The organism is Legionella longbeachae, assembly GCF_004283175.1.
GTDB lineage: Bacteria > Pseudomonadota > Gammaproteobacteria > Legionellales > Legionellaceae > Legionella > Legionella longbeachae.
The window spans coordinates 123,579-145,403 of the sequence record NZ_RXNW01000001.1 but is presented as its reverse complement, the minus strand read 5'-3'; the positions used below and the strand labels follow the sequence as shown (position 1 = coordinate 145,403).

Here is a 21,825-nt window from a genome sequence, read left to right as displayed (position 1 = left end):
GTCTGGGTGAGCGAAGGTTAACCTGTAAATTCTGTGCGCACAAGCCCTCTGGGTTACGATTCACGACACCCTGGCTACATTAATCAACGCTCGTCTAGTGGCGTAAAAGGTATTTCCTTGCCGTTGACGTTAAATATCACATTTCTGCGCCCAAACTCGAAGCATCGCATTTTCTGATTGATGCAAATGGTAATTCACTTCTCTAATTTCTACACCATAACCATTTTTTTGCAGTTGCAGTAATACTGGGCCTAAAAGCTCAGAGCTTTTTCCTTCCATATCATTCAAGGGAAAAATTCTAACTTCTTTAGCTACCCTTGCTAATTCACGAATTACATTTAAATGAAAATCAACAGTTTGATCTTCTAAGTCTGCAAATAAATAATGGGCACTTAAAGCAAAATCAAAGGAAAAATCAGAATAGGGTAAATGAAAATCAGCTGCTCCCAAATAGCGCCCTTCAGCCTTGCCTTTTTCATAATCGGCAAAGAAAGATTTCATTCCTTCTTGCCGGTATGCAAGCAATTGTTCTAAACTACCATTACGGCTAAAATCAAATTGCTCTTGCTCTTTGCGCACTTCATCAGCCATTTGAGCAAAAATCATGATTGCTTTGGAGGATAATGTATCCTTATCCAAAACAAATAAGGGATCACAACTAACAACCTGGTGCGCCCCCTGAAATTGTTGTGCATTTACGGCACTTGGACCACATCCGTATTCTAGAATTCGGGAATTCATGTCCTCTTGAGACAAATCAAACATCTCGCGATACTCATCAACACTATGCCCCCAGAGTACTAACTTGCGCATGAACGACTCTCCTAAATAGATAAACCTGAACTCTTAAAGCTAACCTCTACTGTTGCCCTTGATTGGCGCAAAAATCATTCTCTCATATGCCAGGGTCTCACTTTGATATTACGCGATAACATCTGATTATCAACCCTCGTGTGCATACCAACCTCTACACAACTAATATTGAGAGGAATATGCAGATTTCTTTCGGCTTAAGATTAGGCGATTTTTTATGTCAGGTAAAGGAGATTCTCCAATTTATGTTAATAGGTATGTTTGTACTCAAGATGTACTAAATGTGGCTTTTCGGTGAGTCGAATAGAGACTTGAGCCGAGTTAGGTCTAGAGTAATGATTCCTATTCTTATCCCGAACTTATGTTAAATAATGAAATCATTTTCCTTGGTATAGAAATTTTATTTGCATCTTCAATTCGATTGGGTATAGTCTAACAAATTTGTTAAAAATTACGGGAAGTTATCTACCATGTATACAGGACCGAACTATCAACTTGGTGACACTTATAATATATTACGCGATAGCGTCTATCAATTTGCTCGTGCTGAAATCGCGCCACTTGCTGCTCAAATTGACGAAACAAATACCTTTCCTCATCACTTATGGAAAAAATTAGGTGAAATGGGCTTATTAGGAATTACAATTAGTGAAGAATATGGTGGTGCCAATATGGGGTATCTCGCCCATGTGATTGCCATGGAGGAAATTTCCCGTGCCTCCGCTTCTGTCGGTTTAAGTTATGGAGCTCATTCGAATTTATGTGTAAATCAAATTTATTTAAATGGAAATCATTCTCAAAAACAAAAATATTTGTCTAAACTTGTAAGTGGAGAATACATTGGCGCTCTGGCTATGAGTGAGTCCAATTCAGGATCAGATGTAGTCAGTATGCAATTAGATGCTCGCCCGGCAGGTAACAAATATATTCTCAATGGCACAAAAATGTGGATCACTAATGGGCCTGACGCAGATGTCTTAGTAGTTTATGCAAAGACAGACAAACATGCAGCAAGTAAAGGAATTACCGCCTTTCTAATCGAAAAAGGAATGCCTGGCTTTAAAACAGCACAAAAGTTAGACAAATTAGGGATGCGAGGTTCAAACACCTGTGAGCTGGTTTTTGAGGAGTGTGAAGTACCCGAAGAACAGGTTCTAGGTGAAGTAAATCAAGGTGTTAAAGTATTAATGAGCGGCCTTGATTACGAACGCACCATTCTTGCAGCAGGACCAGTAGGGATCATGCAAGCGTGTATGGATGTGGTATTGCCTTATGTTCATGAGCGCAAGCAGTTTGAACAACCGATAGGCGAGTTTCAATTCATCCAAGGTAAATTGGCTGATATGTATACTGATTTAAGTGCATCAAGAGCTTATTTATATACTATTGCAAAAGCGTGTGATCAAGGCATGGTCAGCCGTAAAGATGCTGCAAGTGTCATTTTATATACGGCAGAAAGGGCAACCCAAATGGCATTGCAAGCGATACAAATTCTTGGTGGAAATGGATATATTAATGAATATCCCACAGGTCGTTTGCTTCGTGATGCAAAATTGTACGAAATAGGGGCTGGTACTTCCGAAATTAGAAGAATGCTTATTGGGCGAGAACTTTTTAAAGAAACAGTATAAGGAAGAGTGAAAATGGAACAGAATGACATTGTAATCGTTGCAGCAAAAAGAACTCCTATGGGAGCAATGCTAGGAAATTTATCAACACTTTCAGCTCCCGAATTAGGCGCAATCGCACATCAAGCAGCCTTATCCCAAGCTGGAATTAAGCCCGCAGAAATAGACGAAGTAATTAGTGGCTGTGTTTTACAGGCAGGAATTGGCCAGGCCCCTGCTCGACAAGCAGCAATTAAGGCTGGTATACCCAATACCGCAGGAGCAACCACAATAAATAAAATGTGTGGCTCCGGGATGAAAGCAATTATGTTGGCTCATGATTTAATTCGTGCAGGAACTGCACATATCATTCTTGCTGGTGGTATGGAAAGCATGAGCAATGCCCCCTATTTACTGAGTAAAGCACGTTCCGGGTATCGACTTGGACATGGTGAGTTAAAAGATCATATGTTCCTCGATGGATTAGAAGATGCCTACGATAGAGGCAAACTAATGGGTGTTTTCGCAGAAGCTACCGCCAGCCATTATCATTTCAGTAGAGAGCAACAAGATGAATTCGCTGTTCGCTCCATGAGCAGAGCCCTTAAAGCTATAGAAAGTGGGGCGTTCAAAGATGAAATGACTCCAGTAACGATAACTTCACGTAAAGGTGATGTTACAATAAACGTTGATGAAGGTCCTGATGCCGCCAAACTTGCTAAAATCCCTCAGCTAAAGCCCGCATTTAAAGCAGATGGAACAGTTACCGCTGCTAATTCAAGCTCCATATCTGATGGTGCAGCAAGTGTGATTCTCATGAGTGCTGGACAAGCAGAAAAGCAAGGTATAAAACCTTTAGCCCGCATTGTTGCTCATGCATGCCATTCACAAGCACCGGAATGGTTTACCACTGCTCCTGTCGATGCTATTCGCAAAGTAATGAATAAAGCTGCATGGAAACAAAATGACGTTGATCTTTATGAAATTAATGAGGCATTTGCGGTAGTCACTATGGCTGCTATAAAAGAGCTTGAATTAAATCCAGAACACGTTAACATTCATGGCGGTGCTTGTGCCTTAGGCCACCCAATTGGCGCTTCGGGTGCGCGTATATTAGTAACTTTAATACACGCTTTAAAACATCAAGGGAAAAAACGCGGCGTTGCTGCATTATGTATTGGTGGCGGCGAAGCAACTGCTATGGCTATTGAGTTAATTTAAAATACAACAGTTTCTTTCTCTTAAGAAGGAGCTCAAAGTTATTGTCGTACATTTATCATCTACGCAAGTTTTTCAGACTTCGCGAGAGTAATAAGATTCTTAAATTTTGTTACGATCAAAAAGGTAATGAGGTGTTTTTTGATAGATGAGAATAACTTTGACTCTCTTTATTGCATCTGGAGAAAATCTGTATCATAAAAAGGACATTCATGCTACGACACAGTCTTATCTATTTATTACTTAGTATCTTAGTAGTAATTTTGGCAAAATATGCCCAGCTAGTCATTGTCTATATCGATCTGTTTTTTACCTATATCAATTTAAAACTAACACCCATTTTCAGCCAAACTGGCTGGGGACTTGTGGTTCGTAAGATACTTGTTCTTGTCCTATTACCCGTAGCAATTACTTCTGTTCCAGCTCTTGCATATAGAATTTTTAAAGGTGGTGATATGCCTCATTTCATTGCAATCACCTGGATTATTTGGATCATCATTGTTTTAAGCGATATTTTGGTTCGATAAGGATTATAGAAGGTATGGCAAAATTAATCAGTCAAATCAATACCAGTAGCCAGGAATTTAAGGCAAATCAGGCAACAATGCTCACATTAGTTAATGAATTAAAAAATCAAATTCAGCATATTGCCTTAGGTGGTGATGAAAAAGCGCGAGCCCGCCATCTCAAACATGGCAAACTATTACCAAGAGAACGGCTACAGCAATTATTAGATCCAGGTAGTCCTTTTCTTGAACTCTCTCAGCTTGCGGCCTTTCAAGTCTATAACGATGCTATTCCTGCTGCAGGAATCATTACTGGAATTGGTTGGGTTTGCGGTATTGAATGTGTGATAGTTGTAAATGATGCCACGGTAAAGGGAGGAACCTACTACCCTTTAACCGTAAAAAAACATTTAAGAGCCCAAGAAATTGCACTGATAAATCATTTACCCTGTATTTATTTGGTCGACTCAGGGGGAGCTTATTTACCTCATCAAGATGAGGTATTTCCAGATCGAGATCATTTTGGTCGCATTTTCTTTAACCAAGCACAAATGTCCTCGCAAAATATTCCGCAAATTGCGGTAGTTATGGGATCTTGTACAGCTGGAGGAGCATATGTTCCGGCTATGGCAGACGAGTCGATAATGGTTAAAAACCAAGCCACTATTTTCCTGGGAGGCCCCCCTCTTGTTAAAGCGGCAACAGGTGAAATCATTAGTGCTGAAGAGTTAGGTGGCGCTGAAATACATTGTAGACATTCAGGAGTAGCCGATCACTATGCTGAAAATGATGCTCATGCACTTCACCTGGCACGAGTTTCTATTAGTAATTTAAACCGCAAAAAACCTCAACAACTAAAAAGAATTGAAGCCATAGAACCACTTTATGACAGCAAGGAGCTTAATGGTATAATTCCCACAGATCCAAGAAAACCCTTTGATATACGTGAAGTAATTGCACGTATTGTTGATGGTTCAGAATTCGATGAATTTAAAGCGCTTTTTGGTACTACTTTAGTCTGTGGTTTTGCGCATTTATACGGTTATCCCGTAGGCATTGTCGCTAATAATGGCATTCTCTTTAGTGAAAGCGCCCTGAAGGGAACTCACTTTATAGAACTTTGCTGCCAACGTAAAATTCCCCTGGTATTCCTACAAAATATAACTGGCTTTATGGTAGGCTCAAAATATGAAGCCTCAGGCATCGCCAAACATGGCGCTAAAATGGTAACTGCGGTAGCCAACGCCAATATACCCAAGTTTACTGTAATAGTAGGTGGGAGCTTTGGCGCTGGAAATTATGCCATGTGTGGACGAGCCTATAACCCACGGTTCCTATGGTCTTGGCCAAATTCTCGAATTTCAGTAATGGGTGGGGAACAAGCAGCCAATGTTCTGGCCCAGGTCAACCGCGATAAACTCACAAAACAAGGTGCGGCATGGTCCGAAATGGAAGAAGAGAATTTTAAAGCTCAATTGCGAGCACAATACGAAACCCAGGGACACCCATTCTATGCGAGTGCCCGCTTATGGGATGATGGTGTCATTGCACCTCAAGATACACGGAAAATATTAGGTTTGGGTTTATCAGCGGCGCTGAATGCACCTATAGCATCAACCAATTTTGGCGTATTTCGCATGTAAAAAAGGAGCATCTGTGAGCGACTTGTTATCTGAAATTCATGGGCACTTATGCTTACTTACTCTCAATCGAGTAAGCAAGCATAATGCATTTGATAATCATCTATTAACCGAAATACAAGACCAACTCAACTCTGCTATAACTGACTGTAATGTTCGTGTCATTGTACTTAAGGCCAATGGGAAACATTTTTCTGCAGGTGCTGATTTGGCCTGGATGCAAAACATGGCACGCTTTAATGAAGAAGAGAATTTAAAAGATGCTATGGTGCTTGGTAATCTCATGTACACTTTAAATAAAAGCCCCAAACCTACCATAGCTATGGTGCATGGTTCTGCTTTTGGGGGAGGTGCAGGGCTTGCTGCAGCTTGCGATCTTACTCTAGCATCTCAATCAGCGCGATTTTGTTTTTCAGAAGTAAAACTAGGTTTAATACCAGCAGTGATTAGCCCTTATGTTGTCCAAGCTATAGGTGAACGTAATGCTAAAGCCCTGTTTATGAGCGCAGAAATTTTTGATGCAGCTAAAGCATTATCGTTAAATTTGGTGCAACACTGTGTTCCTGAGGAAAATTTATTAGAATTCACACTTAATTACGCTCAACAAATCTGTAACAATGCACCTGAAGCAGTACGAGCATCAAAACAGCTGGTAACTTATGTAGCAAATAAAACAATCGATGAAAAATTAGTCTGTTATACTGCTTCCTTAATTGCTCAAAAAAGAGTATCTGCTGAGGGACAAGAAGGTCTTAATGCATTTTTAAAAAAAGAAACACCTAATTGGAGTATAAATTAAAGGGGCTCTCATGTTTAATAAAATTCTTATTGCCAATCGTGGTGAAATAGCGTGCAGAATTATTAAAACTGCGCGATCCATGGGGATACATACAGTAGCCATCTATTCCTCGGTTGATAAAGAAAGCTTACATGTACGCAGCGCTGACAGTGCCTACTATGTTGGTGAAGCTCCTGCTAAAGACAGTTATCTAAATATTGCTAATATTATCCGCGTTGCTAAAAATTGTGGTGCGCAAGCCATACATCCTGGTTATGGCTTTCTCTCTGAAAACCCTGAGTTTGCCAGGGCTTGCGATGAAGCCAATATTATTTTTATTGGTCCTTCTATAGAAGCAATGGAAGCGATGGCCTCTAAGCAATTAGCAAAACAATTGTTAGAAAAAACGACAGTTCCTCTAACTCCAGGTTATCACGGCAGTGAGCAGGCAGAAGAAAAATTACTTGCACAAGCCCAAAAAATAGGATTTCCTGTTTTAATCAAAGCAGCCAATGGCGGCGGGGGAAAAGGGATGCGTACCGTTTATCATGAATCAGAGTTCAGTATGGCATTAGCTGGGGCTAAAAGAGAATCTATGGCCAGCTTTGCTGATGACACCATGATAATAGAAAAACTAGTACTTCATCCTCGTCATGTCGAATTACAAATAATGGCCGACAATCATGGCAATGTGGTTCATTTATTTGAGCGCGATTGCTCCATTCAGCGTCGGCATCAAAAAATTATTGAAGAAGCCCCTGCGCCTAATTTATCTGCATCTTTACGGCAAAGACTTGCTGAAGCAGCTTGTGAAGTAGCTCGTTCTATTAATTACAGAGGCGCAGGTACTGTCGAATTTTTGGTGGATGGAGAAGAACAATTCTATTTTATGGAAATGAATACCCGCCTCCAAGTAGAGCATCCGGTCACCGAACAAATTACTGGGCTTGATTTAGTGGCATGGCAGTTAAAAATTGCCGCTAATGAACCATTGCCATTAACCCAAGATAAAATTCAATCCTCTGGTCACGCCATAGAATGTCGCATTTATGCTGAAGATCCTTATCAAGATTTCATTCCATCGATTGGTCAAATTAATTTTTTGCAAGAGCCATCAGGCGATGGTATTCGTATAGATACAGGGATACAGCTTTCTTCCCAGATTACTATGTACTATGATCCAATGATTGCCAAACTTATTGCTTGGGGTGCTAATCGTGAAGAAGCACTTTCGCGAATGGAACAAGCTCTGTCCCATTACTTTATAGGTGGAGTAAAAACAAATATTCCATTTTTACAAGCTATTTGCCATCACCCCCACTTCAAAGATGTACAACTAAGTACTGATTTTTTAAGCAAAGAAGATATTAAAATAGCAACACCAGATTACGAAATCGCTTTACTTATGACCGTAAGTTTTGATTATTTAGCTATGGCCAATTCGATCCAAGACCCGTTACTTGAAGATGCCTTTGCTTGGCAATCTCAAGTGCCAAGCCATTGGATTTGGCGTTATCAAAATAAAGAAGCCTCGATTGAAACATTAATTATGGCAATCAATACAAATGATTTCAAAGTTCAACTCAATCAAAAGGAATTTTTGATTCATGCAAATTTGATAGGCAATCAACTTCGTATTGAAATAGAAAATCAAAAGTATCAAGCTACAATAGAAAATAACAACCAATCTCTGACCTTATATTCCCCTCAAGGTTCAATTACAATTGAACGGTTTAATTGGAGCACATTAGGTGCACAAACAACAACTCATAAAGGACAACTGACTGCACCAATGCCAGCGACTGTTGTAGCAGTTTTAAAAAATACTGGCGAAAGGGTTAAAGCTGGAGAACGTTTAATCGTTCTTGAGGCAATGAAAATGGAGCATACGATTCATGCTCCTAATGATGGTATTTTGATGGAAGTTTTTTATGCTGTAGGAGCTCAGGTTAATGAAGGAGAGGAATTACTGACATTAAGTGAAACTGACTCTTAACCTGAGATATAAAAAGAGATAATTATGGACTATCCGCAACATATAACTATTATAGAAGTAGGCCCCCGTGATGGCTTACAAAATGAAGCTGCTTTTGTGTCCAGCAAACACAAAATTGAATTAATTAATTTACTCAGCCAATCTGGCTTACACCATATTGAAGTCACTAGTTTTGTCTCTCCAAAAGCAATACCTCAACTCGCGGACCATAATGAAGTCTTTCGTGCCATAGATAAAGTACCTTCTATCCATTATTCAGCTTTAGTGCCTAATGAACATGGCATGGTTAAGGCTTTAGAAGCTGGGGCTCGAGAAATTGCTGTATTTACAGCAGCCAGCGAACAGTTTAATCAAAGAAATATTAATTGTTCTATTGATGAAAGCATTGCTCGGTTTAAACCAGTTCTAGCCCTTGCCCAGGAAAATAACATTAGGGTTCGGGGTTATATTTCCTGTGTCCTGGGTTGTCCTTATCAAGGCAGCATTCCACCTCAACAAGTAGCCCTTGTAACACAAAAGCTGCTAGATCTGGGAGTAGATGAAATATCCTTGGGCGATACTATAGGGGTTGGAACACCCCGTCAAACACATTTGGTATTAGATCAAGTGCTTAAGCTACTTCCTTTAAATCAATTAGCAATGCATTTTCATGACACCTATGGCCAAGCTATAGCGAATATTTATGCTTCGCTACAGCATGGGGTGCATCGTTTTGATAGCTCAGTAGCAGGTCTTGGAGGCTGTCCTTATGCTCTTGGAGCGAGCGGTAATGTTGCTACTGAAGACGTTCTATACTTAATGCACGGTTTAGGAATAGAAACAGGCATAGATATTTTTAAAATTGTAGCGGCCGGTGACATGATTTGTAAGATTTTGGGGCGTAAGAATCAATCAAAAGTTGCGAATGCCATGCTTCCTACTTCCTGCAACTAGAAGAATTTCCTCAAGTAGGAATTCATTAATAATTACAGAGAGAAATAATTATGAGTGACATTGTATGGAAACCTCAAAACCCTCAAAAAAGTAGAATGTGGCAATTTATGGAGTTTGCTGCTCAAAAACACTGTCAGATCTTTGAAAATTATCAAGACATGCATACTTGGTCTATCAAGCATCCCGATTCCTTTTGGCAAACACTTTGCGAATTTTTTCATTTAAGTTTTGATAAACCACCTCACCAAATTCTTAACTATTATAAGGATATGATCGAAGCACGCTGGTTTTCAGGTGCTCAATTTAACTTTGCAGAAAAACTTTTATCGCGAAGAGACCAACATCTCGCGTTAATTAGTCTTAATGAAGATAATCACAGACAAACAATGAGTTATGAGCAACTGTATATCCAGGTTGCTCAATGTGCTGCGGGGCTAAAAGCAATTGGAGTCATGGCAGGTGATCGAGTAGCGGCTTTAATGCCCAATACTTCTCACACAATAATTGCAATGTTAGCTACAACTTCATTAGGAGCAATCTGGTCTTCTTGCTCACCTGACTTCGGTGCTCAAGCTGCAATTGATCGGCTGGGACAGATAACGCCCAAAGTCTTATTCATATGTGATGGACATCAATATCAGGGGAAAAAACACAGTGGCGTTGAAAAAATAAGACAACTTAATGATGCCATATCCTCACTCATACAAATTGTGGTTTGTCCAAATATCAACGAACCTGTAGATATTTCTTTACTCCCTAAGGCACAATCATGGAATGATTTTCTCCGGCCAGCAAGCCAATGCGAATTTGTTTCCTTGCCTTTTGAACACCCCGTTTACATTATGTTTTCATCAGGTACTACAGGAAAACCCAAGTGTATTATTCATGGCGCTGGGGGTACCTTACTCCAGCATCTTAAAGAATTAGGATTACATACTGACTTACATGCCACTGATAATCTATGTTTTTATACTACTTGTGGTTGGATGATGTGGAATTGGACCGTTTCTGCTTTGGCATTAGGAGTCACACTTACTTTATATGAGGGTTCTCCAACTTATCCTGAAAATGGCCGTTTATTTCAATTAATTGAAAAAGAACGAGTAACGGTCTTTGGAACGAGTGCAAAGTTCATTTCTGCAGTTGAAAAGGCCGGAGTAGTGCCTAAAGATGAATATAATTTAACTCACTTACGTTGTATTCTTTCTACAGGATCTCCACTATTACCTAAAAACTACGATTTCGTTTATAACCAAATCAAAAAGGATGTGCAACTTTGTTCTATATCCGGTGGCACAGATATTATTTCGTGTTTCGCATTAGGTAATCCAATGCTTCCAATCTACAGGGGTGAATTACAATGCCTTGGTTTAGGTATGGCAGTAGATGTGTTTGATGGACAAGGGACCCCCATTCGAGGAGAACGAGGAGAATTAGTTTGTACCGCTCCTTTCCCTTCCATGCCTGTAGGCTTTTGGAATGATCCTGAAAAAGAAGCATATCAACATGCTTATTTTGAGCGTTTTTCTGGTGTTTGGGCGCATGGTGATTTTGCTGAAATCACCAAACATCATGGATTGATTATATATGGCCGATCCGATGCCGTATTAAATCCAGGAGGAGTACGCATTGGAACTGCTGAAATTTATAGACAAGTAGAAAAAATTGATGAAGTAGTTGATAGTATTGTAATTGGCCAAGACTGGCAGGATGACGTTCGTATCATTTTGTTTGTCAAATTACGCGAGGATATTAAACTTACTGAAGAAATCATCAACAAAATACGTTTAACCATTCGCCAGAATGCCTCTCCAAGACATGTGCCAGCGAAAATCCTGCAAGTTGCGGATATTCCGCGTACGATTAGTGGCAAAATCGTAGAAGTAGCAGTTAGACAAGTCGTTCATGGTTTGCCGGTCAATAATTTACAATCTCTAGCAAACCCACAAGCCTTGGATTATTTTAAAAATCGTGAAGAACTAAAGCAATAACCCTGTATCTCTATAAAGGAGCTGAAAACAAATTATGCCAAACTTAAAAGTATCGCTTTGTTTATATGAGCAAAGTGTGTATAATATTGCATTAGCGTCGATTTGAAATTCAGCTTGCGGACGCTCAAAAATTTTTTTTTGAAAATACGGCTAAAGCGGATATGATTTCCATTCCTCTAAGTCTTAAGTCCGTAATAGCTCAACCCCCTAAAGCTCATATTTACGTAAACGATCTGGTTTGTATGCAGGCCGTGCGAAAATGATGCTGAGGAACCATAGCATACAGCAGAAAATAGGAGACTTCCTACGCGTTATTTTCATGCGAGATGTGCCAAATGCGTTGTTTCAAGGGGATGATCTATTACTAACGTCCGCACGCATAAGCTCAGGCTATGATTATGATTGAATTAATTGGATTATCCAAATCCTTTTCTGGGAAATCTGTCCTACGTGACATTAATTTATTTATCCAGGAAGGTGAAATTTTTGGGATCATTGGTAAAAGTGGTGCCGGAAAGTCTACTTTATTAAGATGTATCAATCTACTAGAACGCCCTGATCAAGGTGATGTCGTGATTGATGGTCAATATTTAACAAGTCTTTCCCGAAAAGATTTAGCTTTGGCTCGCCATAAAATGGCTATGATTTTTCAACACTTTAATTTGCTTAGCTCTAAAAATGTCTATGATAATATCGCGCTTCCTATGCGTATTCAGGGATTGGATGAAGAGTTTATTCGCAGAAAAATTGAAGAGTTGCTTCCAATAGTGGAGCTCTCTGAGAAAAAACTGGCATATCCTGCACAACTTAGTGGTGGGCAAAAACAAAGAGTAGCAATTGCTCGTGCTTTGAGTTGCTCCCCTAAAATTTTACTCTGCGATGAAGCAACATCAGCATTAGATCCAGAGACAACCGATTCTATTTTAACCTTATTAAAAAAAATTAACTCTCTCTATGGCATTACTATTGTTCTTATTACTCATGAAATGGATGTAGTTAAACGTATCTGTAAACGATTGGCGGTTATGGTTGATGGTGAATTAGCTGAAACAACTTCTCTAGCCAATGTATTTAATAAAAAAGACAGTTTGGCTCGTAGTATGCTTTATGCCCAACTTAGCCCCGAACTGCCGGAATGCCTTACGAATAGACTTGCAGACTATGCTACAGATAAACCTTTACTTCGTTTATTTTTTCAAGGTGAGGAAGCAACTGTACCCTTTATTAGCCAAACAAGTCGTGAGTTAAATCTCGATATTAATATCTTGCTCGCAAATATTGACCGTTATGATACAGTAACTTGTGGTGTTTTAGTTGTTGAACTCACCGCACATCAGTTTTTACTAGAAGCATTCATTGAACGCTGTCAGCAAGCCAAACTAACTGTGGAGGTATTAGGCTATGTCCTTCCCAATGGCATATGATTTATTAATCGCGACAGGCGAAACACTGTATATGGTAGTCCTAAGCACCCTATTTGCAGTACTACTTGGCTTACCTTTAGGAACATGGCTGTATTCATCCAATCATGTCAAACTAATGCCACGGGTAAACAAAATACTCTCTACTGTAATTAACATGGCGCGCTCTATCCCTTTTATTATTTTGTTAGTAGCAATCATACCGTTTACGCGTCTGATTGTAGGTACTTCCATTGGAATAAATGCAGCGATTGTGCCTCTAACAATAGGAGCAATCCCTTTTTTTGCAAGACTGGTAGATAATGTTTATCGCAGCTTACCTTCAGGACTTATTGAAACTGGGTATGCAATGGGTGCAAACACACGGCAAATCATTTTGCATATTTTATTGCCTGAAGCGAAACCAGCGTTAATCCATGCCATTACGGTCACTGCTATTACTTTGGTAAATTATTCGGCCATGGCTGGAACTGTAGGCGCAGGAGGTTTAGGAACTTTGGCAATTAACTATGGATATCAACGCTTTGATGCAGAAATTATGATTTCCACAGTCATCATTTTAATTATTATGGTACAACTGACGCAAATGATCGGCGATTATTTGGCAAAACGTTTTTTACATCATTGATTCTCAACTTTGGAGTTTTAAATGCGAATTTTAGCTTATTGCGTTTTATTATTAAGCCTTATTGCTTGTCACAAACCCTCACCACAAAATACATTAATTATAGGTACAATTGCAGGGCCAGAAACAACACTGGTTGAAACAGCAAAAGAAGTGGCAAAAAATAAATATCATTTAAATATAAAAATCGTCACTTTTAATGATTACAACTTACCTAACGAAGCATTGCAAGATGGAAGCTTGGATGCCAATGTTTATCAACATGTGCCATACCTCAACGCTGCAATTAAAGCCCATGGCTACCCTTTTGAAGCCATAGGAAGAACCTTTGTATATCCTGTGGGCATTTACTCCAAAAAACATACTTCATTAAAGGAGCTACCTGAAGGAGCTGTAATTGCCATACCTAATGATCCAAGTAACGAAATGCGTGCGTTGCAATTATTAGAAAAAGCAAATTTAATTACCTTAAAAAATACTCATGATACCGGTTTAAAGGATATTGCTACAAATCCCAAAAAACTCCAATTTAAAGAAATGGATGCGGCTCAATTACCTAGAGTTTTACCCGATGTAGATGCAGCTATAATTAATACGACTTTTGCCCTGCCAGCAGGCTTGAGTCCTTCTAAAGATTCTTTATTGAGTGAAGATAAAGATTCACCCTACGCCAATGTTATCGTGATCCGAAGTGATTCGCCCAAAAAAGCAAAATTAGAATTATTTGTTAAAGCTTTTAATTCTCCGGAAGTGAAAGAAAAGGCAAAAAATATATTCGGTGATGCAGCTATCCCCGCATGGTAGTAAATTCCAATCACTCTTATAAAACACCCAGATAAAAACGTTTGAGCCAAATACGACTCAAACGTTACTTCACCTCAAAACTTATTTAAAATATAAACAAAACTGATAAATTTGAACTATAATGATAAAAATTGTTCAAATACAAACCCCTCCAATCATTCTCTCTTAATGAAAAGATGATATACTTTACTTAACCTAAAAGCTTTTGAGGTAGAATCAATGACATTCAGACAAGGTTTATTTGACTTTCTCGATTCTCGAAAATATCTAAGAGAACTTACGCCCGAGGCGGAAAAAGCACTTCTACAAAAAATTCGTGATAAAATTGGATTATCTCCATTCGATTTTAAGGATAATGCTTTTGATGATCATGATACCAACAGAATGCGCAATTATTCAGGTTTTAATCAGCAAATTTTTAAAAATAAAGAATATACTTTTGATAAACTATTGCGAGGGGATGGGCAAGAGAAAGAGGGACTAAGAAAAGAATTTGAAAAAGTATTCCAAAAAGAAGATTTTTATGACAAATCTAAAGAATTGTATAAAGCCTCAATGGCAGCATTCAAAGATATAATTGTTGAGAAAGTTCCTAAACCCTATTCAGTAGAAGATATTCGAGGCGAATTAAACAGAGTTCAAACTAACGCTAGGAATGCCGTTGCAGCACAACAAAAAATAGAGCTCGAGAAATTTAAAATAATGATAGAAGCGCAAACAAATAATCTTAAAACAGCCTTTAAGGAAGGTGCAAAAGCTGCTTTAAAAGCTGATTTAATTAAAATCGATGAAATTGATGATAGTATTAAAAACATCGATGATCTAGATGATGACGACAAAATAGACAAAATAATAGAGAACAAAAAAGCCGAACTCATCAAAAAAATTGAAGAAACTCATAAATCGCAATTAGACGCTTTTGATAAAGCCACTTCAGAAAACACCATTCTATTAGATAAAGCAGCAAATGCCCAAATGGAACGATTTATTTTTGCTGCTCAAATGGAAAAATACGCTTATGGACAAAGTGATGCCAGAAAACGCCAGGAAATGCTTCTTGCACTGGATGCAGCCGTAGCGAAAAGGCTTAAGGAAAATCCGCAAGGAAATACTATGATTGAAACCCATATTAGTCCTGATGGGATGTCAATCTCTGCCCTCGATCCTATGGATTTAAAATTTTTTTATACTCCAACAGGAAAAAAAGCAGAACAGAAAACACCGGGTGTTTGGACTATTGAATTTTCCACTAGAATTTTTGATCCTGGATACTATCTAAGCTTTCCAGCAAACCAGGAAAAACCAAAAGCTGATATGATAGCCCTGGCTCAAACAATTAGAGCTGCTGGATTTAGCGGAATTAAAATGACAGTTGATTTTCCCAATGATCCCTATACGGAAAAGCTAAGACTCAAACAAGCTTATGAAGCTTGTCTGGAAGCTGGATTCCCTCCTGTTGAATTTGGTGAGGACGGAAAACCTAAGAAACCACAGTATATTGTGTTAGTAGATAGCAAAGGTAGAGAAGTAAATATTCAAGAACTTTTCAAAGATGATGGGCCAAAACTGGGCATTCTTCATCAACAATCAAAAGAACAACGTAAAGCTCTTGATGAGAGAAAAAATGTCCTGGCTTCTTCCAGAAAGTCCCCTCCTGAAATCACAAATCAATTGAAGAGCGATCTGAATACAGGTAAAAATAAAGGAAAAACTGGACCAGATATCATTAGTCAGGAAAAAGAAAAAGCATTAGAAGATCAGGTAGAAAAAGTCCTAAAAGGCCCTTCATAAAACTGAATGCCTTGTTTTAGTGATTCAAACACTAAAACAAGGAAAATTAAAAGACATCCTTTCTCCTAAAAATGCTCAAAAAATTCCACTGTCTCCCAAGCCCAAATTCTGGTATTTTATTAAGATGCTCATGGTTGAAGGCTAAGGAGATGGCTATGGATCCACGTGAATTTGATGAAAATGAGATGGAAGTAGAAGATTTTAATGTTGATACAACACTATCTACCGAAACAACTACCTCAACCAAGTTAGAAAGAAGAAGACGTATAGAAGATTTGTTTGAAGAAAAGCGTCTTAGAGAAGAGCTCGCTGAATTCGGCTAAGAAATGATGCCCTCCTCAATAAACTACTAATTACTGGTCATCACTCCAATATTTAAATAGATTGAACCTGTTACAGATAGTTATCGACAGTTTTTTTACTCTGATATTCATATAATTGTATTCTTTATTTATACAAAGAATTGCGTATGGTTTTTCACTCTTAAATTATGCTTTCTAGCTATAAAAGAAGGAATACTGATGAGTGACTAAAAATTATAAAGGTATATCAACCACATCATAAGAGGCACAGAGCAGCACTCGAATTTTTAAAATATTGCATGGATACTCAACGTACTGAGTTAATTAATAAATATATTTTTACGCTAGTGGTTTTCGATGGCTTTACCTTCATTGACTCGTTGGAAACACTACTCACTGAGTTTGGTATAGGTGAGCATTCAATTGGTCTTTTTTAAGAAAAAGAGGCCATTTTAAAAGTATTATCAAGGCACTGCTCTATCAAAAAAACAGGGCGTTTTTAGTCATGAAATAACTGAACTAATAGTTTCCTTGTATGAGGGCTACAATCACAATAGCAACTCGCTCTTCCCAAATTTTGATGCAAACTTGTTATCTCATTTGACAAACCTGTATCGTGCTAAAGAATTAAATCCAAGTGTAGTAACCTTAATAAAAATTTCTACCCCTGTCATACAGCAATCTATAGTAGCATTGTCTTTATTAAAGGCGGCAGGACTATATAAAGAGGTATAATTGATATTTTGTCTTACCTTGATGCATTGTACCCGGTTGAATATGCAAAAGCCCTCATCCTGCTGCAGAAAGCCAATGCACTTACTCAGGAAACATTAAAATACTTTAAATGCAGTGGCCTACCACATGAGTTTTTATCCTTTTTAGAAAAAGTAAAGCATGTTCAACAATTGAATGCCGAGTCAGCGAAATGGATAATGACTACTTGCTTAGGTTATCATTCTGAAACTCAACATTTAGCTTTCATTGAGCTTAATAAAGCCAAAATTCAATTTGACGTAGCGGATTTATTGTCAAAAGAAATATCAGGAAAAATTTTAATTATTGCCAAGTTAAACAGTCTTACACAAGATGAGTGCGCTGGAATATGCTTTATTAAAAAATCAAAAAAACAACCTAAAGCTGGGACTGTTTCTTATATTGAAAGGTGCCGATATTATGGGGGTTGATTTGATAAGTACATCACTTGCACAAACTAACCTACGATTATTACTGCTATAAATGCAAACGAAGAAAAAAATCAGGTGCTCCATTTTCTCATCAATGAAATTAAAGAAAATTTTAATTTTGAATGCGTATCCGATAATAAGAAAAAAGAAGTACTGACATGGATGCTAATCTGGAATCAGGAGAGGAAAGAAAATCCAATTACCACGCCTCCTAGACCGCTAGCACGATCTATATCAAATAAGATAGCTGACATTGATGCCGGTAGAATGTTAATGTCATTATCGGAAGAGCAGTTAGGTAACATTATTAGGAAAACAGTGGATCGTTTCCAACGATCCACTTTAATAAAAAAAATATTTAGTAAAGCCTTATCTTTCTCGCTCCAGGATTTATGGGGGGGCAGAGGACGTAGTTATCTTCAAAAATACTTGAATGAACTAAAAGCCTCCCCTCCCTATTTACTTGCCCTAACGCAGACACCAGCACCCACGTTAGAACTCTAGTCCAATACTGTATTTCGGCCTGCGAAACTAGAGGACGGAGCAATGTAAAATTTCGCAAACTCGATAAACCTCATCATTTATGGCGAGGAGGATGTCAAAACTGTTCTTCTCTCTACAGTCGAGCTAAAATTGGGCTTAAGGATACTCTCTTCACTCAAGCCCGCATCAAAAAATCTTAGCCCAGATTGCCTAATTTTAGAATTATTTAGTTTGGTGGAATTTTCTGATGTTGGTAATAAGGTATTAATTTGAAGAGTATCTGGAGTATGGCTTTGACTCATTTTTTCTATCAATGGCTCCTTTAACTCTAAATGACTCTGAGTCGATTTTTTTCTATGAAAAACGGTAGGCCAAGTAAAAGCTATCGATACGAATACTAAAATGACTGGAGACAATATTGCCATGGTAATAGTTAGTGCAAGTTTTGCACCTATTGCTTCTCCCAGTGTTTCACCAACATGAATTCCACTTCGGATTCCACCAGCAACAGAATAAGCAAGAGAATCACCTATCAAAGCACATAATTTGAGCATATTGATAGCCCCATACTTTATTTTTTGTGATCGTGTTTGGTGTTCTTCCGGTGGCTGATATATTGATTCGAATTTTTCTTTTAGATCGACATACGTTTTCGGGTTAAACACTTTATATACTTGTGAAAAAGTATTAACAACCATGGTTGTCGAGGTACATATCATAGAAAGAACATGTGCTAAAAACGTATCAGGATTCGCACCTAATGCATTGAAAAGCTTATTGATCCCTGATGCCGTAGTAAACCAGGTTAGCGTCGCATAAACAGCTAAAAAGATAGTACTTACGAATCCTAATAAGACACACCGCAAGAGTCCATAGGATTTTTGATAATCTTCAATAAAAAGGTTTTTAAATTTTGCATAATTTTCACGTATGCCTACAGCTTGAAACGAATAAAAAGAGATAGCGGCAATCAAAGATAACCCAATCGTAACAGTCAAAACCAGAGGGTTAGAGGCGAGCATACCTGCCCCCAAAAAATTGAGAAGCCCTACGAGACCAGCATATCCAGAAATACCCGCAGAAATACAGGCCAACAATGTCACGATACCAAAAAACAGTTTCTCACCTCTATCGAATATCGTTTTTTGTTTTATATTTTCTTCAAGGGATTTAAAAGTTTTTTGTTTTGCAGGATGAAAGCCAGCACTATCAAGCATGGCTTTCCCCCTGCTTAATAAACAAACTATTCCGTTACATAAAGATAGTACTATCGCCAAGCCAATACTAACGCCAAAAGGAGCCCCTAAAGTAGTTAATAATCCCAAACAAAATACCATGCAAAGCGCCATGGAAGTAACGACTTTACCAATGACTAATGGCACCCCTTTTATCAGCCTATTTCTATTTTGAATGGGGGTTCTAGCAAATTCTTGGCCATTGCTTGAATAGGTAGCAATTTGTAAGACCTCTTGCTTCGATAATCTTTTTCCACCCGAAAGTATCTCACCCCACTTAAAGGTAATGAAACTCCACAAATAGTGGGAAAACGGACGTATTAGCAAATCTGTTATTCGAAGATCTCCATTTAAAATGGCTTGTTGAACCTTTTGGGATTCTTCCTCAGTAAATTGGTATTGGTTGAAAGAGGCAATAATCCACTCTTTATGAGTACGAAATTTTCTTCTTAAAACCATTATGACTTCAGGACGTTTATGCATTGCAAAATCGATTTGATCTTGTTCTAACAAACTGACTATTTCGTTCATTCCCACAAATCCTTTTTAAATCCAAATCACGTAGCTTATTGATAATTTCACAAGAATTCCATTAATATTTTTAAAAAAATAATTATCAGTATGTATAAAATAGTTATATTTTTCATTAGAAATATTTGACATAATTGACGAGTTACATTCTAATCGTATTTTTTTATCATGATATGGACAATCATGGCATTTTTGAATTTTCTAAAACCAGCTCCTTATCTTAATGAAATTCAAGATAAAACCATTGTTAAACAGCAATATCGTTATTGGCGTATTCGCACCTTCTATGCGATGTATATAGGGTATGTTTTGTTTTATTTTACGCGGAAAAGTTTTACCTTCGCGATGCCCGCATTACAAAGCACCTTGGGGATGACCAAAACTGAACTGGGAATGATTGCCAGCATTTTGAGCTTAAGTTATGGCATCAGCAAATTTTTGAGTGGAATTCTTGGCGATAAGTCAAATCCTCGTTATTTAATGGCGATTGGGCTAATTTTGACGGGTGTTGCTAATATTTTGTTTGGATTATCTTCCACCTGGTGGTTATTTGCTATTTTTTGGGGAATGAATGGTTGGTTTCAAGGGTGGGGATGGCCAGGATGTACTAAATTATTAACACATTGGTATTCTCAATCCGAACGTGGTCGTTGGTGGAGTATTTGGAATACATCACATAATGTTGGTGGCGCGTTAATTCCATTGATTGTTGCTATGTGTGCGCAGTATTTCGGCTGGCGTTCAGCCATGTTTGTGCCTGGGATCATCTGCATTTTTGGAGGTGTTTTTTTAATCAATCGCTTAAGAGATACTCCGCAGTCGCTTGGTTTACCAGCGATAGAGCAATATCGAGAAGATTTTTCTGGATTATCCAATCACCCCCAAGAAAAAACAGAACTCTCAGTCAAAGAAATTCTTTGGAATTATGTGTTAAGCAACCCATATATTTGGATATTGTCCATTTCTTATTTATTTATTTACATTGTTCGAACAGCGATTAATGATTGGAGCATGTTGTACTTAACGGAAGTGAAGGATTATTCCTTAATCACAGCAGGTAGTTGTGTCATATGGTTTGAAGTTGGTGGCTTTTTTGGAAGTCTGGTTGCGGGATGGCTTTCTGATAAAATATTTCAAGGTAAACGAAATCCAATTAATGTCCTCTTTACTGCTGGTGTATTTGGTACTTTATTGCTATTCACGTTGACTAGGGGATATACCCCATTGCTCGATTCATTGTTTCTTTTTTTCTTTGGCTTTTTTATCTTTGGACCACAAATGATGATTGGTATGGCGTGTGCGGAATTGGCACATAAAAAGGCGGCAGCAACTGCAACTGGCTTTGCAGGTTTTTTTGCCTACTGTTTAGGCGCTGTTCTGGCTGGTGCTCCTTTAGGTGCAATTATCAAAAATTATGGCTGGGACAGTTTCTTTCTCACATTGTTTATTTGCTGCTTGATTCCATTATTTATGATGCTGCCAATATGGCATGTGAAAGTCCATCCAAAGTATCGTAAATCAGAGTTTTCTGGCAAATCTGAGTTTGCCTCCTAGTGATGGGTACCGGTACAATTTAAGGGGCTCGCAGATAAATCACCCATGATTGGCACATGGGGATTTATTTAGGAGATAGGAATATTTATTAGCGCCTATAATTAACATTAATTCTCTTTTTAATGAGCTTGAGAGTTAATTCACTTGTCTACTCCATCAAAATTTAAAGATCGTCAGCTATTCCTAGTTTATATTGATTTTTGCATCACTTTGTCCTCAAAAAGGAAATATAATTTTTGCACACCTGCATCCCAATTTTTTAATTAAAATCTGAATCAATTATTAGCTATTAGTGGTACGAGACCTTTGCAAACGATCAATTTAAGTTTTTTGTTTTAGCGGAAATTTAACTCTAACTTACTGAAAAAAAAATAATATCTATCTTATTTATATGACATATAAAAACAATAACT

19 protein-coding genes are annotated in these 21,825 nt (G+C 38.1%); 17 read left to right on the top strand and 2 right to left on the bottom strand.

The annotated features are described in order from the left end of the window. Nucleotides 1–129: 129 nt before the first annotated feature. Nucleotides 130–813, bottom strand: coding sequence for a hypothetical protein (locus tag EKG34_RS00565; protein WP_003632242.1), 684 nt, complete (start codon nucleotides 811–813; stop codon nucleotides 130–132). 470 nt (nucleotides 814–1,283) lie between these two features. Between EKG34_RS00565 and EKG34_RS00560 the strand changes: the two genes are divergently transcribed. From EKG34_RS00560 to EKG34_RS00490, 16 genes are all read left to right on the top strand, one after another. Further along, on the top strand, nucleotides 1,284–2,444 hold the full coding sequence (locus EKG34_RS00560) for an isovaleryl-CoA dehydrogenase (protein WP_003632243.1): 1,161 nt from the start codon (nucleotides 1,284–1,286) through the stop codon (nucleotides 2,442–2,444). Between the two features lie 12 nt (nucleotides 2,445–2,456). Then, complete coding sequence (locus EKG34_RS00555; RefSeq protein ID WP_003632244.1) at nucleotides 2,457–3,641, top strand: acetyl-CoA C-acyltransferase; 1,185 nt, start codon at nucleotides 2,457–2,459, stop codon at nucleotides 3,639–3,641. A gap of 209 nt (nucleotides 3,642–3,850) precedes the next feature. After that, nucleotides 3,851–4,165: a hypothetical protein gene (locus EKG34_RS00550; RefSeq protein ID WP_003632245.1), complete on the top strand. Its 315-nt coding sequence runs from the start codon at nucleotides 3,851–3,853 to the stop codon at nucleotides 4,163–4,165. Nucleotides 4,166–4,179: 14 nt separating this feature from the next. Then, entirely contained in the window at nucleotides 4,180–5,787 is a 1,608-nt protein-coding gene (locus EKG34_RS00545; RefSeq protein ID WP_003632246.1) for a carboxyl transferase domain-containing protein, read from the top strand. A gap of 13 nt (nucleotides 5,788–5,800) precedes the next feature. Then, a complete protein-coding gene (locus EKG34_RS00540; RefSeq protein WP_003632247.1) occupies nucleotides 5,801–6,583 on the top strand; it encodes an enoyl-CoA hydratase-related protein in 783 nt (260 codons plus the stop codon). Between the two features lie 10 nt (nucleotides 6,584–6,593). Further along, on the top strand, nucleotides 6,594–8,558 hold the full coding sequence (locus EKG34_RS00535) for an acetyl/propionyl/methylcrotonyl-CoA carboxylase subunit alpha (RefSeq protein ID WP_003632248.1): 1,965 nt from the start codon (nucleotides 6,594–6,596) through the stop codon (nucleotides 8,556–8,558). 24 nt (nucleotides 8,559–8,582) lie between these two features. Next, a complete protein-coding gene (locus tag EKG34_RS00530) occupies nucleotides 8,583–9,491 on the top strand; it encodes a hydroxymethylglutaryl-CoA lyase (RefSeq protein ID WP_003632250.1) in 909 nt (302 codons plus the stop codon). A 50-nt stretch (nucleotides 9,492–9,541) separates the two neighbouring features. Beyond that, complete coding sequence (locus EKG34_RS00525; RefSeq protein ID WP_003632251.1) at nucleotides 9,542–11,482, top strand: acetoacetate--CoA ligase; 1,941 nt, start codon at nucleotides 9,542–9,544, stop codon at nucleotides 11,480–11,482. Between the two features lie 398 nt (nucleotides 11,483–11,880). Continuing rightward, nucleotides 11,881–12,906, top strand: coding sequence for a methionine ABC transporter ATP-binding protein (locus EKG34_RS00520; RefSeq protein WP_012978975.1), 1,026 nt, complete (start codon nucleotides 11,881–11,883; stop codon nucleotides 12,904–12,906). Further along, a complete protein-coding gene (locus EKG34_RS00515) occupies nucleotides 12,884–13,531 on the top strand; it encodes a methionine ABC transporter permease (RefSeq protein ID WP_012978974.1) in 648 nt (215 codons plus the stop codon). Before EKG34_RS00520 ends, EKG34_RS00515 begins: the two co-directional genes overlap by 23 nt. 21 nt (nucleotides 13,532–13,552) lie before the next feature. Next, nucleotides 13,553–14,332 (top strand): MetQ/NlpA family ABC transporter substrate-binding protein, encoded by a 780-nt coding sequence (locus tag EKG34_RS00510; protein WP_003632254.1) that lies wholly within the window; start codon nucleotides 13,553–13,555, stop codon nucleotides 14,330–14,332. A gap of 219 nt (nucleotides 14,333–14,551) precedes the next feature. Then, nucleotides 14,552–16,123: a hypothetical protein gene (locus EKG34_RS00505; protein WP_012978973.1), complete on the top strand. Its 1,572-nt coding sequence runs from the start codon at nucleotides 14,552–14,554 to the stop codon at nucleotides 16,121–16,123. A gap of 155 nt (nucleotides 16,124–16,278) precedes the next feature. After that, entirely contained in the window at nucleotides 16,279–16,446 is a 168-nt protein-coding gene (locus tag EKG34_RS18115) for a PA3496 family putative envelope integrity protein (RefSeq protein ID WP_003632257.1), read from the top strand. A 278-nt stretch (nucleotides 16,447–16,724) separates the two neighbouring features. After that, a complete protein-coding gene (locus tag EKG34_RS18110) occupies nucleotides 16,725–16,862 on the top strand; it encodes a hypothetical protein (RefSeq protein ID WP_003632258.1) in 138 nt (45 codons plus the stop codon). Between the two features lie 306 nt (nucleotides 16,863–17,168). Further along, nucleotides 17,169–17,609, top strand: a complete 441-nt coding sequence (locus EKG34_RS00495; protein ID WP_003632262.1) for a hypothetical protein — start codon at nucleotides 17,169–17,171, stop codon at nucleotides 17,607–17,609. A gap of 75 nt (nucleotides 17,610–17,684) precedes the next feature. After that, entirely contained in the window at nucleotides 17,685–18,113 is a 429-nt protein-coding gene (locus EKG34_RS00490; RefSeq protein WP_012978971.1) for a hypothetical protein, read from the top strand. A 77-nt stretch (nucleotides 18,114–18,190) separates the two neighbouring features. Here EKG34_RS00490 and EKG34_RS00485 read toward each other — a convergent pair whose 3' ends face one another. Then, nucleotides 18,191–19,858, bottom strand: coding sequence for a hypothetical protein (locus EKG34_RS00485; protein ID WP_012978970.1), 1,668 nt, complete (start codon nucleotides 19,856–19,858; stop codon nucleotides 18,191–18,193). Nucleotides 19,859–20,041: 183 nt separating this feature from the next. On the opposite strand from EKG34_RS00485, the gene pgtP reads away from it, so the two are divergent. Beyond that, the gene (pgtP, locus tag EKG34_RS00480) at nucleotides 20,042–21,412 is read left to right on the top strand and encodes an MFS transporter (RefSeq protein WP_003632266.1); all 1,371 of its coding nucleotides are present in this window, start codon (nucleotides 20,042–20,044) and stop codon (nucleotides 21,410–21,412) included. Nucleotides 21,413–21,825 lie beyond the last annotated feature (413 nt).

Bases quoted from the DNA above. Each gene is read 5' to 3' on its own strand.
- EKG34_RS00565 (WP_003632242.1), bottom strand. From the start codon at position 813: ATGCGCAAGTTAGTACTCTGGGGGCATAGTGTTGATGAGTATCGCGAG.
- EKG34_RS00560 (WP_003632243.1), top strand. From the start codon at position 1,284: ATGTATACAGGACCGAACTATCAACTTGGTGACACTTATAATATATTA.
- EKG34_RS00555 (WP_003632244.1), top strand. From the start codon at position 2,457: ATGGAACAGAATGACATTGTAATCGTTGCAGCAAAAAGAACTCCTATG.
- EKG34_RS00550 (WP_003632245.1), top strand. From the start codon at position 3,851: ATGCTACGACACAGTCTTATCTATTTATTACTTAGTATCTTAGTAGTA.
- EKG34_RS00545 (WP_003632246.1), top strand. From the start codon at position 4,180: ATGGCAAAATTAATCAGTCAAATCAATACCAGTAGCCAGGAATTTAAG.
- EKG34_RS00535 (WP_003632248.1), top strand. From the start codon at position 6,594: ATGTTTAATAAAATTCTTATTGCCAATCGTGGTGAAATAGCGTGCAGA.
- EKG34_RS00530 (WP_003632250.1), top strand. From the start codon at position 8,583: ATGGACTATCCGCAACATATAACTATTATAGAAGTAGGCCCCCGTGAT.
- EKG34_RS00525 (WP_003632251.1), top strand. From the start codon at position 9,542: ATGAGTGACATTGTATGGAAACCTCAAAACCCTCAAAAAAGTAGAATG.
- EKG34_RS00520 (WP_012978975.1), top strand. From the start codon at position 11,881: ATGATTGAATTAATTGGATTATCCAAATCCTTTTCTGGGAAATCTGTC.
- EKG34_RS00515 (WP_012978974.1), top strand. From the start codon at position 12,884: ATGTCCTTCCCAATGGCATATGATTTATTAATCGCGACAGGCGAAACA.
- EKG34_RS00510 (WP_003632254.1), top strand. From the start codon at position 13,553: ATGCGAATTTTAGCTTATTGCGTTTTATTATTAAGCCTTATTGCTTGT.
- EKG34_RS00505 (WP_012978973.1), top strand. From the start codon at position 14,552: ATGACATTCAGACAAGGTTTATTTGACTTTCTCGATTCTCGAAAATAT.
- EKG34_RS18115 (WP_003632257.1), top strand. From the start codon at position 16,279: ATGGATCCACGTGAATTTGATGAAAATGAGATGGAAGTAGAAGATTTT.
- EKG34_RS18110 (WP_003632258.1), top strand. From the start codon at position 16,725: ATGGATACTCAACGTACTGAGTTAATTAATAAATATATTTTTACGCTA.
- EKG34_RS00485 (WP_012978970.1), bottom strand. From the start codon at position 19,858: ATGAACGAAATAGTCAGTTTGTTAGAACAAGATCAAATCGATTTTGCA.
- pgtP (WP_003632266.1), top strand. From the start codon at position 20,042: ATGGCATTTTTGAATTTTCTAAAACCAGCTCCTTATCTTAATGAAATT.